The sequence below is a fragment of the Microbacterium resistens genome (assembly GCF_031456305.1).
GTDB lineage: Bacteria > Actinomycetota > Actinomycetes > Actinomycetales > Microbacteriaceae > Microbacterium > Microbacterium resistens_A.
On the sequence record NZ_JAVDUM010000011.1, the window covers coordinates 36,302 to 49,002 of the forward strand.

The following is a 12,701-nucleotide window of genomic DNA, read 5'->3' on the forward strand; positions in this document are numbered from 1 at the left end:
CAGTGTCATGGAGAATCGGAGCGAGGTGCGCGACTTCCTCAACTCGCGTCGTGCGCGGCTCTCTCCAGAACAGGCCGGCATCGCCCGAGGCAGCAACCGGCGCGTGCCTGGCCTGAGGCGCGGCGAGGTCGCGATGCTCGCCGACGTGAGCCCCGAGTACTACGGCCATCTCGAGCGGGGGAACCTCTCGGGCGTATCGGACGCCATCCTCCACGCCATCGCACGCGCGCTCCAGCTTGACGAGGCCGAGGGTGCGCACCTGTTCGACCTCGCCCGCGCCGCCAATGCTGCCTCATCCCGCAGGCCGGCGCCGAAGCAGAAAAAATGGACCCGTCGAGCCGGACTGCAGCTCGTCCTCGACACGATAACCGGCGGGCCTGCATTCGTCCGAAACGGACGCATGGACATCCTTGCCACGAATCCTCTCGGCCGAGCCTTCTATGACGAGGTGTTCGACGCACCCGGCCACGGGAACATCGCCAGGTATGCGTTCCTGGACGAGCGAGCCCGCGCCTTCTACCCGCAATGGGAGACGGCAGCGGACATCACCGTGGCCATCATGCGCACCGAGGCGGGGCGTGACCCGTACGACAAGGCCATGCACGACCTCGTCGGCGAGCTGTCCACCCGCAGCGACGAGTTCCGGACCCGCTGGGGCGCGCACAACGTGCGACAGCACTCCACCGGGATGAAGACCTTCCACCACCACGCCGTCGGCGACGTCACCCTCGTCTACGAGGAGATGAAGCTGGCCGCAGAGCCCCATCTGTCCCTGCTGATCTACTCAGCCGAGACGAACACCCCGACCGAGGAGAGGATCCGTCTGCTGGCCAGCCTCGCCGAGTCCAAGTCCGAGCCCGAGCCCGTCTCTGAGTCAGCGCCCGAGTCCGAGTCCGTCTCTGATCGTCACACGATGCCCGTCAAGGAGTAGAACCATGCACACACGAACGCTCGGCCAAGGCCTCCAGGTGTCGGCCATCGGACTCGGCGCCATGGGCATGTCGCAGTCATACGGCCCGAACCCGGGCAACCGCGACGACATGATCGCCGTGCTTCGATCCGCGGTCGAGCTCGGAGTCACCTTCTTCGACACTGCGGAGGTATACGGACCCTACGTCAACGAGGAACTGGTCGGCGAGGCGCTCGAGCCGCTGCGCCACGATGTCGTCATCGCGACCAAGTTCGGGTGGGACATCGAGAACGGTCAGAGCGTCGGCCTCGACTCGCGACCCGAGCGGATCCGCCGGGTCGCCGAGGCGTCGCTGACGCGCCTGCGGGTCGACGTCCTCGACCTCTTCTACCAGCATCGCGTCGACCCGGACGTGCCGATCGAGGACGTCGCAGGCACGGTGGGCGATCTCGTCGCCGAAGGAAAGGTCCGACACTTCGGACTCTCAGAGGCATCCGCTGCCACGATCCGCGCAGCGCACGCCGTGCACCCGGTCACGGCGGTGCAGAGCGAGTACTCGCTGTGGACGCGCGACCCCGAGGCCGAGGTGCTGCCGACGCTGAGCGAGCTCGGCATCGGATTCGTGCCGTTCAGCCCGCTCGGCAAGGGCTTCCTCACCGGGACGGTCACTGCCGACGTCACCTTCGACAAGAACGACATCCGTCGTCGAGTCCCCCGGTTCGAGGCCGACAACCTCGCCGCGAACCAGGCGCTCGTCGAACAGGTGACACAGCTCGCGAACGACCGAGGTGCCACACCCGGGCAGATCGCCCTCGCGTGGCTGCTCGCGCAGCATCCGTGGATCGTGCCGATTCCGGGCACCCGCCGCACCAGCCGGATCGAGGAGAACTCCGCAGCGACCGCCATCGCCCTCTCGGCCGACGACGTGGCCGATCTCGACGCCCTCGCCCGGACTGTCGGCGTCGCCGGCACCAGGTACAACGCGCAGCACATGGGGTACATGGACCGATGATGACACTCGCCGGACAATGCGAAAATGGCCCCAGATCCGGAGTTAAAAATCCCGGATCAGGGGCCATTTCACTACGTGCGCGAGGGGGGACTTGAACCCCCACGCCCTTACGGGCACTGGCACCTGAAGCCAGCGCGTCTACCTATTCCGCCACTCGCGCATGCCGGCTCCGAAGAACCAACCTCCCGAGAATATCATGAACGATCGCGCCCCCTCGCCCTCCCCTCCCCCGCTCTCCCGCCTGAAGCGGCGCGGAAGACGGCCTCGTCGACCCGGGGCAAACCATGAAGAGGCCGGTCAAGGGGATCATTCAGGCCGTGTGGCTACGATGGCCGTACCAATCGGTGAGCCTTGGGAGCCCAGTGGGACTACTAGACAGCTTTGAGAAGGGTCTTGAACGTGCCGTCAACGGCGCGTTCGCGAAGACCTTTCGCAGCGGCATCCAGCCCGTGGAGATCGCCTCGGCCCTGCGCCGAGAGGTCGACACGAAGGCCGCCGTGGTCAGCCGGGACCGGATCATCGCTCCCAGCTCGTTCGTCGTGCATCTGAGCGGAGAGGACGCCTCGGCCATGAAGGGCCTTGGCAGCGCGCTCACGGACGAACTGCACTCCCTTCTCTCGACGCACGCCCGCTCCCAGGGGTACAGCTTCGCCGGGCCCCTCTCGATCACCCTCGAGACGGACGAGAGGATCCCGACCGGCACGGTCCGCGTCGAATCCGGCGCCGCCGACGGCCGCGTCACCTGGCAGGCCGTCATCGACGTCGCGGGGACCCGCCACCCGCTCGGCCGTGCCAGGACCGTGATCGGCCGCGGGAGCGACGCCGACATCACGATCTCGGACGCCGGGTCCAGCCGCAAGCACGCCGAGGTGCTGTGGGACGGCGAGCGCGCCATGCTCCGCGACCTCGGATCCACCAACGGCACGAAGGTCGACGGCGAGAAGGTCCGCGAGGCGCCCCTGCCGAGCGACACGGTCATCACGATCGGACGGACGGATCTCGTCTTCCGGATCGTCCCGACGGCCACCCGCCCCTCCCGTGGCGACGACGCCGCCACCCGCGCGTTCGGAGCGATGCCGTGAGCGAACTGACGCTGCTGCTGCTGCGCATCGGGTTCCTGGTGCTGCTGTGGTTCTTCGTCTTCGCGGTGGTGTACTCCCTCCGCGCCGATCTCTTCGGCGTCCGCGTGCGGAAGATGCCCGCGGAGGCGGCGCCCGCCGCGCCGAGCAAGCCGGCCGCGAAGCCAGCGCCGAGCAAACCCTCGAAGAAGACCGGAGGACCTGCGACGACCTCCACCGTCACCAAGCTCGTCATCACGTCCGGCCCGAAGGCCGGTCTCGAGCTGCCGCTCGGCAACGAGCCCATGACGATCGGGCGCTCCAGCGAGTCCGGCCTCGTCATCCGCGACGACTACACCTCCAGCCACCATGCACGCCTGCTGCTGTGGGGCGAGAACTGGATGGTGCAGGACCTCGACTCCACCAACGGCACCTTCCTCGGCGGCGAGCGCGTCGGCGCACCCGTCGCCATCGCCATCGGCACCCCGATCAAGGTCGGCGCGACGACGTTCGAGCTGCGGGCGTAACGGCGCACATGGTCTTCGAGGGCTCGAGCGCCGCGATCTCCCACACCGGGAAGGTCCGCTCCAACAACCAGGACTCCGGCTACGCCGGGGCGAACCTGTTCGTCGTCGCCGACGGAATGGGCGGGCATGCGGGCGGGGACGTCGCGTCGAGCATCGCGATCCACCGGATCGAGGGCCTGGACCAGGCCTTCCCCTCCACCGACGACGCGGCCGCATCCCTCCAGGCCGCCGCGACGACGGCCGCCGGCGACCTCATCCGCGCCGCGAAGGACCGTCCGGAGCTCGCGGGACTGGGGACGACCCTCAGCGCGATCATCATGGTCGACGACTACGCGGTCATCGGCCACATCGGCGACTCGCGCATCTATCTCTACCGCGACGGCGCGCTCACCCAGATCACCGCGGACCACACGTTCGTGCAGCGGCTCGTCGACTCCGGGCGCATCACGCCCGAGGAGGCCCGCTACCACCCACGGCGCTCGGTGCTCATGCGCGTCCTCAGCGACATGGACGCGGACCCCGAGCTCGACATGTTCGTCATGCCGACCCAGCCCGGCGACCGCTGGCTGCTCTGCTCCGACGGCCTCTCGGGCGTCGTCGACGAGCTCCACATGACGAAGGTGCTGCGCCTGGGAATGGCACCGGGGCGCACCGCCGACAGCCTGCTGAAGCAGGCCCTGGACGGCGGGGCGCCGGACAACGTCACGATCGTGATCGTCGACGTCGGCGGGCAGCACCCGCTGATGTCGGGAACGCCGACGATCGTCGGATCCGCCTCCAACCCGCAGGGCGTCGTCGTCCCCGCCGCGCGCCCCGCCCGACCCAGCTGGCTGCACCCGGTGCGCCAGGCCGCGAACGAGCCCACCCACTTCGAGCCGGCCGCCGCGTACCTCGAAGAGCTCATCGAGGAGGACCGGCGGCGCTCCCGCCGCCGGCGGGTCGGCTGGTTCGCCGGCCTCATCGCCGTCATCGTGCTGCTCGCCGCAGGCCTGTTCGGCGCCTACGCCTGGACGCAGACCCGCTTCTTCGTCGGCTCCGACTCCGACTCCGTGGTGATCTTCCGCGGCATCCAGCAGGACATCGGCCCGCTCTCCCTCTCCAGCGTGTACGAGGACACCGGGATCCGCCTCCGCGACCTGCCCAGCTTCGACCGCTCCCGGGTGGAGACCACCCTGACGGCCGGCTCCCTGGAGGACGCCCAGCAGATCGTCGAACGACTGCGCGAATCCGCGAAGGGGCGCCCATGACCGCCGACGTCTCCGCCGACACCAGCGTCCTGCGCGCGCTGCGCCGGATCCGCGGACCGCAGACCCAGCGCAACCGCGAGCTGTGGCTGCTGCTGTTCGCCGCCCTCGTCTCGGGCGCGGCGATCACCCTCGTGCAGCTCGGCGCCCTCGGACAGATCGACCCGATGATCCTGTTCATCGGCGGCGGTCTGGCCGTCCTCGCCCTGGCGCTGCACATCGTGCTGCGCTTCGTCGCCTCGGACGCCGACCCGTTCGTGCTCCCGATCGCGACCCTGCTCACCGGCCTCGGCATCGCGATGATCTACCGCCTCGACATCGCCGAGAAGCTCACCGGCTGGGCGGCGTTCTCCACGAAGCAGCTGGTGTGGACCGCGATCTCGCTGGCCGGCGCGATCGCGCTCATCATCCTGCTGCGCAACTACCGCGTGCTGTACCGGTTCACCTACCTCTCGGGCCTCGCCGGCATCGTGCTCCTCCTCCTCCCGTTCGTCCCGGGCCTTGGGGCGACCGGCTCGAACGCGGACGTGTGGGTCTCGATCGGCGGCCTCTTCTCGTTCCAGCCGGGCGAGCTGGCGAAGATCCTCCTGGCGGTCTTCTTCGCCGGCTACCTCGTGCGGACCAGGGAGAGCCTGTCGTCCGTCGGCAAGCGGTTCCTCGGGATGACCTGGCCGCGCATGCGCGAGCTCGGCCCCGTGATCGTGGTCTGGCTCATCTCGCTCGCGATCATCGTTTCTCAGCGCGACCTCGGCACCGGCATGCTGATCTTCGGCATGTTCATCGTCATGCTCTACGTCGCGACCGGCAAGACGAGCTGGGTGCTGATCGGACTGGCGATGGTCGCGGCCGGCGTCGCCGTCGCCACCCAGATCCTCAGCTACGTGCAGGGCCGCTTCCACAACTGGCTGGACGCGTTCGATCCCGCGCTGATCGACGCCGACGGCGGCAGCTTCCAGCTCGTGCAGGGCATCTTCGGCCTCGCGCACGGCGGGCTCCTCGGCACCGGCCTCGGGCAGGGGCGACCCCAGCTGACCCCGCTCGCCGAGAGCGACTACATCATCCCGAGCCTCGGCGAGGAGCTGGGCCTGATCGGGCTGTTCGCGATCCTGTGCCTCTACATGGTGTTCGTGAGCCGGGGCCTTCGGATCGGCCTCGCCGGGCAGGACGACTTCGGCAAGCTCCTCGCGACCGGCCTGTCGTTCACGATCGCCCTGCAGGTGTTCATCATGGTCGGCGGCGTCACGCGCGTGATCCCGCTGACCGGGCTGACCACGCCATTCCTCGCGGCGGGCGGCTCCTCCCTCGTGGCCAACTGGCTCATCGTGGCACTGCTGCTGCGGATCTCCGACGGCGTGCGCCGTCAACCCCGGGTGGTGATCGGATGACCAAGGAACTGCGCCGCATCAGCGCGGTCGTGCTGCTGATGTTCCTGTCCCTGTTCGTGGCGACGAGCTGGATCCAGGTGGTCCAGGTCGATGAGCTCGCGCAGAACGACAGGAACACCCGGACCCTGCTGGACAGCTACGAGATCCAGCGCGGATCGATCCTCGTCGGCGGCACGCAGATCGCCTCCTCCGTCCCCGCCGCCGACAAGTACTCCTTCCAGCGCGTCTACGCGGACCCCGCGCTCTGGGGCCCCGTCACCGGCTACTACAACCCCGCGCTCGGCAGCGCGACGGGCATCGAGCGGGCCATGAACAGCGAGCTCTCCGGCACCGGGGGCACGCAGTTCTTCGCCACGGTCGAGCGGATCCTCTCCGGCCAGCCCCAGCGCGGCGCGAACGTCGTGCTGAGCCTGGATCCGGCCGTGCAGCGCGCCGCCTACGACGCCCTGCAGGGATACCAGGGCGCGATCGTGGCCGTCGAGCCGAAGACCGGGCGGATCCTCGCGATGGTCTCCACGCCCGGGTATGACACGAACAGCCTCGCCGTACACGACGCCGATGCCGCCCAGGCCGCCTACGACGCGCTGGAGAACGACCCCGGCAAGCCGCTGTTCAATCGCGGTCTCGCCGGCGACCTCAACCCTCCCGGATCCACGTTCAAGATCGTCACGGTCGCCGCGGCGCTCCAGTCCGGCAAGTACACGCTCCAGTCCACGTTCCCGAATCCCGCGGCCTACACGCTGCCCGGGACAACGACCGCCGTGCACAACGCCTGGGGCGGCGCGTGCGGCGCGGGCGACACGGTCACGCTCGCCGAGGCCCTGCGGCTCAGCTGCAACATCCCGATGGCGGAGCTCGCCGCGGAGCTCGGCGACGACGCGATCAAGCAGACGGCCGAGAAGTTCGGCTTCGACAAGAGCTTCGCCACGCCACTCGAGTCCACCCCCTCGACCTACCCGTCCAACCTCAGCCCCGACCAGACCGCGCTGACCGGCTTCGGCCAGGGCGATGTCCGGGCCACTCCCCTGCAGATGGCGATGGTGTCGGCGGGCGTCGCGAACGGCGGCGTCGTGATGAACCCGCGGATGGTCGACAGCATCCTGGGAGACGACCTGTCCGTGGTCAAGGCCTACGACAACACCGAGTTCGGCCGGGCGATGAGCGCCGAGGACGCGAGCGCCATCAGCCAGGTGCTCATGGCTGGGGTCCAGAATGGCGCGGCGCAGGGTGCAAGAATAGACGGGGTCAACGTGGCCGGGAAGACCGGTACGGCGGAGAACGGCGACACCAGGCCCTACACACTGTGGTTCACCGGCTTCGCGCCGGTGGAGAACCCGGAGATCGCCGTAGCGGTCGTCGTCGAAGACGGCGGTGGCAAGGGTCAATCCGGATCCGGTGACGAGATCGCGTCACCGATTGCGAAGAAGGTCATAGAGGCGGTGCTGAACAGATGAGGCCGACGCAGGGAGTGTCGTTCGGTGGTCGCTACGAGCTGCAGTCGCGGATTGCGATCGGCGGCATGGGCGAGGTGTGGGAGGCGACCGATCACGTCATCGGACGGACGGTCGCGATCAAGATCCTCAAGGACGAGTACATGGGGGATCCGGGCTTCCTGGAGCGCTTCCGCGCCGAGGCCCGGCACGCCGCCCTCGTCAACCACGAGGGCATCGCCAGCGTCTTCGACTACGGCGAGGAGAACGGCTCCGCCTATCTCGTCATGGAGCTCGTGCCCGGCGAGGCCCTGTCGACCATCCTCGAGCGCGAGGGCTCTCTGAGCGCCGACAAGACGCTCGACATCGTCGCGCAGACGGCGTCGGCGCTGCAGGCTGCGCACGCCGCCGGTCTCGTCCACCGCGACATCAAGCCGGGGAACCTGCTGATCACGCCGGACGGCCGTGTGAAGATCACCGACTTCGGCATCGCGCGCATCGCCGACCAGGTCCCGCTGACCGCCACCGGGCAGGTCATGGGAACGGTGCAGTACCTCTCGCCGGAGCAGGCCTCGGGGCATCCGGCGTCCCCCGCCACCGACATCTACTCGCTCGGGATCGTCGCCTACGAGAGCCTCGCCGGCAAGCGTCCCTTCACGGGCGAGTCGCAGGTGGCCATCGCCATGGCGCAGATCAACGAGCAGCCGCCGCCGCTCGCCCCGACGGTGCCCGTGCCGGTGCAGAACCTCGTGATGGCGATGATCGCCAAGAAGCCGGCCGACCGGCCGACCTCGGCGGCGACCGTCGCCCGCGCGGCACAGGCCCTGCGCCGCGGCGACCTGAACTCCGCCGCGATCGCCGTGCCCGCCATCGCGGCAGGCGTCGCCGCCGCCGGCGCGGGTGCGGACGACGCCCTGACCCAGCTGATGGGCGCGACCGGCACGGAGGGCGCCACGCGGATCCTTCCCACCACCGCCCAGATCCCCACCGGGGACGACGCGGGGGAGCAGAAAGAGAAGAAGAAGCGCAGCCCCTGGACGTGGCCGCTGATCGCTCTGATCGCGCTGCTGGCGATCGTCCTCGGCGGCACCGTCTTCGCTCTGATGAACCAGAACCAGACGCCGGCGCCCGCACCGACGTCGAGCTCGCCCTCGGCGACGCCCAAGTCGACGCCGTCCAAGACCCCGACCACTCCGTCGGCACCGCCGGTGTCCGACCGTGTGGACGTCAACGCGCTCGGCCTCGTCGGCCTGACCTGTGACGAGGCGACCGCCAAGGCGAAGGCCGCGAACCTCGACGCCAGCTGCACCACCGGGGACGCCGCACCCAGCGACGACCAGGTGGGCAAGGTCTACAGCGTCCAGCCCACGGGAACCGTGCAGAAGGGCACGATCCTCGCCCTGACGATCCACGGCGACCGCACCGCGGTGGGAGCGCCCACGAACGCCCCGAGCCTGGACCAGCCCGCCGTGGCCGGCCAGACCGCCACCCTGAGCTGGGCGGCGTACGTCTGCCCCAGCGGCACCGGGAACGTCAGCGGCTACACGGTGGTCATCAGCGGCGCCTCGTTCGGCGACGGCACTCAGACCAAGACGTACGGGGCGGGTCAGACCAGCGACTCCATCACGGTCGCCAACCTCCCCGGCCAGCACGTCACCGCGAGCTACACGGCCATGTGCGGCGACCGACCGACCGGATCGTCGCCGCAGCTGATGGAGTCGATCGCCGGCGCGCCGACGCCCGAGCCCTCGGGCAACACCAACGGCAACGGCAACGGCAACGGGACCGGCACGGGTGCCGGCAACGGCGCCGGCGGCACCAACCGCAAGTAGCATTTTTCGATCGTCGACGTTCAGGGGGGTCCTTCGTTGTCCACGCAGTCGCGCGTGATCTCGGAGCGCTATCGGGTCGATGAACCCATCGGCCGGGGTGGAATGGCCAAGGTCTACCGGGGGTACGACATGACCCTGGGGCGCGAGGTCGCGATCAAGATCCTGGATCGCGACCTCGCCAGGGACACCGCCTTCCGCACGCGGTTCCGGATGGAGGCGCAGGCGGCGTCGCGCATGGCGCACCCCTCGATCGTGCGCGTGTTCGACGCCGGCGAGGACCCGTCCGCCGAGGCCGGAGGCAGCCCCGCCGAGCCGGTCCCGTTCATCGTGATGGAGCTCGTCGAGGGCGAGCTCCTCAAGGACCACATCGCCCGCGGCCCCGTCCCCGTGGCGGATGCCGTCCGCTACGCCGACGGCGTGCTGGAGGCGCTCGAGTACTCGCATCGCGCCGGGGTCGTCCACCGCGACATCAAGCCGGGCAACGTCATGATCACCCGCACCGGCGCCGTGAAGGTGATGGACTTCGGGATCGCCCGCGCGATCTCCGACTCCTCGTCGACAGTGGCCGAGACGACGCAGATCATCGGCACGGCCGCGTACTTCTCCCCCGAGCAGGCCAAGGGCGAGCAGGTCGACGCCCGCACCGACATCTACTCCGCCGGCGTGATGCTGTACGAGATGCTCGCGGGACGCCAGCCCTTCCGCGGCGACTCGCCCGTCGCCGTGGCCTATCAGCACGTGAGCGAGACCCCGGTGCCGCCGAGCGAGGCGACGGACCGGACGGAGGACGCCGACGCGCTGCGCGCACTGGACCCCGTCGTCCTCCGCGCGATGGCCAAGGACCCGTTCCAGCGGTTCCCCGACGCCGCCGCCTTCCGGAAGGCGCTGGAGGAGACCGCGACCGGCGTCGCGCCCACGAAGAAGCAGCTGGGCGCTCTGACCAGCGAGCTGTACGGTCCGAGTCCGCGGCACGCCGCCGAGACGGCGCGGACCCTGCGTCAGCTCAGCTCCGACACGACCATGACGCGCACGCAGTCCGGTCCCCCGGTGGCCTGGATCTGGGCGGGCGTCGCCCTTCTGGCAGTCCTGCTCGCATCCGTCCTCATCTGGGTCGTGGCCATGCGCCCATCCCAGGAGCTCCCCTCCAACTCGCGTGACGTGCCCAACCTGTCCGGCATGACGTTCGAGCGGGCGGAGGCCGCGCTCGGCGAGCTGGGCCTCACCGCGGCCCGGATCAACGAGGCCAATGCCGAGGTCGCCGAGGGCAACGTGATCCGCAGCGACCCGGACACCGGAGCAACCCTCGAGGTCGGCCACACCGTGACGCTCTACGTCTCGACCGGTGCGGCGATGTCGAAGGTCCCGACCCTCCTCGGGCTCGGCGAGGCTGCGGCGAAGGACGCACTGCAGAAGGCGGGACTCACCGTGGGCTCCGTCCTCCAGCGCAACGATCCACAGGCTCAGCGCGGGACGGTGCTCGAGGCGAGCGCGGACGCCGATGCCGAGGTCCTGCCCGGCACGGTGGTGAACCTCGTGGTCGCCAGCGGGGTCGTGACCCTCAAGGACCTCACCGGCTGGCCGGTGGACGCGGCCGTCGAGGCGCTGAAGGAGCTCGGACTCACCGGCAACCCGGTGGCGAACCCGGCCTGCAAGGGCTCGGAGCAGAAGCTCGTCAGCACCATGTCGGTCGCGCCGGGCGACGTCCCGGTCCTCTCGACCATCGACCTGAGCTACTGCTCCGGTTCCTGACCCGCCCTCTCCCGACTCCCCTCTCTCACCGCGAGACTGCAACTGCCTCACGAGACTGCGCGATTTTCCTGCAGTCTCGTGGCGCAGTTGCAGTCTCGCGGGTTGGGAGGGCGCGGGCCGGGCGGGGCGGGCGGGGCCGGGCAGGCCAGCTGGCGGGCTAGGAAGGGGTCGGGGACTCGATCGTCACATCACCGGGGGCGATGATCGGGCTCAGCCACGGGAAGACGTAGAAGAACAGGCCGTAGAGCACCGCCGTCAGCAGCACGAGCACGATAAGCAGCCGCACCCACCACGGGCCGGGCAGGATCCGCCAGAATGCGCCGTACATCACAGCCCCCCTTCGGTGAGCTCCACCGGTGCGCCGTCGGCACGCGGCTGGAAGCGATCGAACACGCCGTACGCGATGATCCGCTCGGCGAGCGAGTACAGCGGCGAGCAGGCGGTCAGCGTGATGTACCGCTCGCCGGTCTGCAGTCCCGGCGCCTCGGGGACGGGCTCGAGCACCGAGACCCGGTCCGGCGTGACGTACTCCAGCGTCCGGAAGCGGTAGACATACCATCCCTCGCGCGTCTCGACCACGATCGGATCGTTCAGTCGCAGCTGGTCGATCTGGTTGAGCGGCTTGCCCCATGTGGTCCGGTGACCCGCGACCGAGAAATTGCCGACCTGTCCGGGCATCGCCGACTGCGGATAGACCCCGATCCAGCCGTTGTCGAGGGTAACCGGTCGGGTCACGCCGCCGGCGAGGATGCGGTTGTAGTCGGCTCCGAAGCGCGGGATGATCATCTGCGCGAAATACTCGCCGTCCCCGGGAGCGGTCATGAGCGGCGGCTCGTACTGCGGGGCGGCGTCGGGAGTGGCGGGGTCCTGCAGGGCCGGAGGGGCGGGAGGCGGCTCCTGCGCCCACTCCTGACTGATCTGGCTCCCCTCCGCGTCGCCCTCCGCGGCCATGATCCAGTCGCCGACCCACATCTGCCAGGCGACGAACAGGAGGACCAGGACACCGGCGGTCAGCAGGAGCTCACCGATCACGCCGGTCACGGTGACCCGCGGGCGCCGGCGCCGGGCGCGACGCGGCACGTCGACGGTGGGGGTCATGCCGCGATCCTACCCATCTCTGATGAACATCGGCCCGCCCGGTACACTGGAACGCATGGCACGATCCGGCAAGAGCGAAGAACCCGCCATCGACAAGGTCGAGGGTGAGGCGGCGCCCAATGCGGCGTGGTTCAAGCCGGTCATGGTGGGCTTCATGCTCCTCGGCCTCATCTGGATCCTCGTCTACTACATCAGCGGACAGGCCTTCCCGATCCCCGGTCTCGACGCCTGGAACCTCCTCATCGGCCTGGGCATCGCCATGATCGGCTTCCTGATGACCACCCAGTGGCGCTGACGACGCCCCTTCCGACCGACGAACGCCCCCGCCATCCCGCGGGGGCGTTTCTCGTCTCCTGCTCCTCTTCCGCGCATCTGCGGCTCCGATCGGCTCCGTAGCCGATCGGAGAGGCATCGAATTACATGGGTGTAATTCTCCCCATGTGGATAACACCTGTG

The 12,701-nt window shown here is 69.4% G+C and carries 12 protein-coding genes and 1 tRNA gene; 10 read left to right on the plus strand and 3 right to left on the minus strand.

Features of this window, described 5'->3' with window-relative positions:
• Positions 1-7 precede the first annotated feature (7 nt).
• A complete protein-coding gene (locus J2Y69_RS12545; RefSeq protein ID WP_310021225.1) occupies positions 8-931 on the plus strand; it encodes a helix-turn-helix transcriptional regulator in 924 nt (307 codons plus the stop codon).
• Between the two features lie 4 nt (positions 932-935).
• A complete protein-coding gene (locus J2Y69_RS12550; RefSeq protein WP_310021227.1) occupies positions 936-1,922 on the plus strand; it encodes an aldo/keto reductase in 987 nt (328 codons plus the stop codon).
• Positions 1,923-1,998: 76 nt separating this feature from the next.
• Here the strand turns inward: J2Y69_RS12550 and J2Y69_RS12555 are convergent.
• Positions 1,999-2,082 (minus strand) — tRNA-Leu (locus J2Y69_RS12555).
• Positions 2,083-2,284: 202 nt separating this feature from the next.
• Between J2Y69_RS12555 and J2Y69_RS12560 the strand changes: the two genes are divergently transcribed.
• From J2Y69_RS12560 to pknB, 7 genes are read left to right on the plus strand one after another with little or no spacing between them, the layout of a single operon-like run.
• Positions 2,285-3,004: a DUF3662 and FHA domain-containing protein gene (locus J2Y69_RS12560; protein WP_310021229.1), complete on the plus strand. Its 720-nt coding sequence runs from the start codon at positions 2,285-2,287 to the stop codon at positions 3,002-3,004.
• Positions 3,001-3,507 (plus strand): FHA domain-containing protein FhaB/FipA, encoded by a 507-nt coding sequence (locus J2Y69_RS12565; protein ID WP_310021231.1) that lies wholly within the window; start codon positions 3,001-3,003, stop codon positions 3,505-3,507. The genes J2Y69_RS12560 and J2Y69_RS12565 overlap by 4 nt, the downstream gene beginning before the upstream one ends.
• Positions 3,508-3,515: 8 nt before the next feature.
• The gene (locus J2Y69_RS12570; RefSeq protein WP_310021233.1) at positions 3,516-4,754 is read left to right on the plus strand and encodes a PP2C family protein-serine/threonine phosphatase; all 1,239 of its coding nucleotides are present in this window, start codon (positions 3,516-3,518) and stop codon (positions 4,752-4,754) included.
• Positions 4,751-6,136: an FtsW/RodA/SpoVE family cell cycle protein gene (locus J2Y69_RS12575; RefSeq protein WP_310021234.1), complete on the plus strand. Its 1,386-nt coding sequence runs from the start codon at positions 4,751-4,753 to the stop codon at positions 6,134-6,136. The genes J2Y69_RS12570 and J2Y69_RS12575 overlap by 4 nt, the downstream gene beginning before the upstream one ends.
• Positions 6,133-7,590, plus strand: a complete 1,458-nt coding sequence (locus J2Y69_RS12580) for a peptidoglycan D,D-transpeptidase FtsI family protein (protein WP_310021236.1) — start codon at positions 6,133-6,135, stop codon at positions 7,588-7,590. The genes J2Y69_RS12575 and J2Y69_RS12580 overlap by 4 nt, the downstream gene beginning before the upstream one ends.
• Complete coding sequence (locus J2Y69_RS12585; protein WP_310021237.1) at positions 7,587-9,398, plus strand: serine/threonine-protein kinase; 1,812 nt, start codon at positions 7,587-7,589, stop codon at positions 9,396-9,398. Before J2Y69_RS12580 ends, J2Y69_RS12585 begins: the two co-directional genes overlap by 4 nt.
• Before the next feature lie 36 nt (positions 9,399-9,434).
• Entirely contained in the window at positions 9,435-11,147 is a 1,713-nt protein-coding gene (gene pknB, locus J2Y69_RS12590; protein ID WP_310021239.1) for a Stk1 family PASTA domain-containing Ser/Thr kinase, read from the plus strand.
• Positions 11,148-11,304: 157 nt separating this feature from the next.
• Here pknB and J2Y69_RS12595 read toward each other — a convergent pair whose 3' ends face one another.
• A complete protein-coding gene (locus tag J2Y69_RS12595; protein WP_310021241.1) occupies positions 11,305-11,475 on the minus strand; it encodes a hypothetical protein in 171 nt (56 codons plus the stop codon).
• Positions 11,475-12,245 carry a class E sortase gene (locus J2Y69_RS12600; RefSeq protein WP_310021242.1) on the minus strand — a complete coding sequence of 257 codons (771 nt, stop codon included), beginning with the start codon at positions 12,243-12,245 and terminating at the stop codon, positions 11,475-11,477. The genes J2Y69_RS12595 and J2Y69_RS12600 overlap by 1 nt, the downstream gene beginning before the upstream one ends.
• A gap of 55 nt (positions 12,246-12,300) precedes the next feature.
• Between J2Y69_RS12600 and J2Y69_RS12605 the strand changes: the two genes are divergently transcribed.
• Positions 12,301-12,540 carry a cell division protein CrgA gene (locus J2Y69_RS12605; protein ID WP_310021244.1) on the plus strand — a complete coding sequence of 80 codons (240 nt, stop codon included), beginning with the start codon at positions 12,301-12,303 and terminating at the stop codon, positions 12,538-12,540.
• Positions 12,541-12,701 lie beyond the last annotated feature (161 nt).

Coding starts and splice junctions, on each gene's coding strand:
- J2Y69_RS12545 (WP_310021225.1), top strand. CDS start 8: ATGGAGAATCGGAGCGAGGTGCGCGACTTCCTCAACTCGCGTCGTGCG.
- J2Y69_RS12550 (WP_310021227.1), top strand. CDS start 936: ATGCACACACGAACGCTCGGCCAAGGCCTCCAGGTGTCGGCCATCGGA.
- J2Y69_RS12570 (WP_310021233.1), top strand. CDS start 3,516: ATGGTCTTCGAGGGCTCGAGCGCCGCGATCTCCCACACCGGGAAGGTC.
- J2Y69_RS12575 (WP_310021234.1), top strand. CDS start 4,751: ATGACCGCCGACGTCTCCGCCGACACCAGCGTCCTGCGCGCGCTGCGC.
- J2Y69_RS12580 (WP_310021236.1), top strand. CDS start 6,133: ATGACCAAGGAACTGCGCCGCATCAGCGCGGTCGTGCTGCTGATGTTC.
- J2Y69_RS12585 (WP_310021237.1), top strand. CDS start 7,587: ATGAGGCCGACGCAGGGAGTGTCGTTCGGTGGTCGCTACGAGCTGCAG.
- J2Y69_RS12595 (WP_310021241.1), bottom strand. CDS start 11,475: ATGTACGGCGCATTCTGGCGGATCCTGCCCGGCCCGTGGTGGGTGCGG.
- J2Y69_RS12600 (WP_310021242.1), bottom strand. CDS start 12,245: ATGACCCCCACCGTCGACGTGCCGCGTCGCGCCCGGCGCCGGCGCCCG.
- J2Y69_RS12605 (WP_310021244.1), top strand. CDS start 12,301: ATGGCACGATCCGGCAAGAGCGAAGAACCCGCCATCGACAAGGTCGAG.